Below are 1,455 nucleotides of genomic sequence, written 5' to 3' on the forward strand. Positions count from 1 at the left end.
TCACCTTGAATCGTGACACTAGGAACTTCAAACTGGTTTTCGTATCCATCGCCGCCATCAAGAATATCCACCGTTAAAGAGGCATCATCGTTCAAACCTTCAATTGCCTCTAAGGTAATATCCAATGTTACGGAGGTGGTGTCACCGTCTGAATCTGTTGCATTAACTAACAATGGTATATCCAGGATTTGATCTTTTGACAGATCGAAAGAGCGATATAATTCAAAGGAATACTCTATTTCACTACTCGACTCTAAAGGTAATGTGGATAATAGTTTCGATTGAAAAATATTTACTTCCACCCCACCTTCTAAGATATAGCCAGTAATTGTCGTACCGTCATCAGACAGACGGTAAAGCAACTCACTTTCACTACTCACTAATGTGGGCTGGTTTAATTCGCTAAATCGAAGAGAGTCAACATAATCACTCCCGATATCGAGTTGAAGGCTCCCAGTCTTAAAGATTGCCCCACTTTCTAGATTAATCTCCTCGATTGCAACAACAGTCAAGTTGCTCAACGTAGGATCAACACCATCTTTCAACACGAAATCAATTTCATTCTCTACAAGCGGTGTGGAGTCTAGATCTGTCCCTCCAATGGTCAGCGGGAAAGTGACCGTATCACTACTATTGAATTGATCGATAGGATGATCAAGAGTAAGCGAGATTGAAGCTAGTACATCGTTACCCGACTCAATGCTACTCAATGTTAACGTAAATACAGTGACACCATTCGCAAATGCTGTGATTTGCTTTCCGCTGGGACTAAACGTGTAGCTAAGCTCATTATCAGAGACTGAGCTTGTAAGCCCTAATGCCTCTAACTTAGTAATGGATGCCCCACCAAAATACAAACTAGTCGGATCAGGGTTATCAGAGCCAGCAATCACATTAACACTGCCTTCGGTGGTTAATAATGCCTCTCCCAGAGGTACTTCTGCTGCGTTTATAGTAGCACTGCCTACATAACCCGCTTGGCCATCTATAATGTCGATAGTTGCGGTTGCTACACCGTAATCTTTTGAATCATCGGCTGCGAGATAATCAAAAACGAGACTTTGCTCAACCGTGTGATCTAAGTTGCGACTGGCATTCAACTGCCAAGAGCCATCTGAAAATACGGTTAATTCACCCTTCTCTAGACTAAAACTTACTGAGCCACCATCAGGGACAGACTGGATCTCTCCTCCGGCTCTGACATATCGAATGTACAAGTCACCATCAATATCAATGTCATTCTCCAGTACATTGCCAGAAATGACTTGGCCTTCGGTTACACTATATGACTCATTTGCGATCACTGGATCGGCATCAAGGATGGCGATTTCTAGGGGGGCCACAACCGTTTCTTGTGTACCATCAGCATCACTTTGAGTGCTTTCAACCAATACGTTAGTCACCAGCTCATCTTGACCTACACCATGATCAATCGCTTCATAAAAAGTAATTTGA

General features: G+C 42.7%; 1 protein-coding gene. It reads right to left on the reverse strand.

Translation table 11 applies throughout. The features are described from left to right. Positions 1 to 1,455 (reverse strand): Ig-like domain-containing protein (locus tag R7F07_RS24770; protein ID WP_318110610.1); only part of this gene is annotated, 1,455 nt, incomplete at both ends.

The sequence above is a fragment of the Vibrio sp. YT-16 genome (assembly GCF_033337405.1).
Classification (GTDB): Bacteria; Pseudomonadota; Gammaproteobacteria; order Enterobacterales; family Vibrionaceae; genus Vibrio; species Vibrio alginolyticus.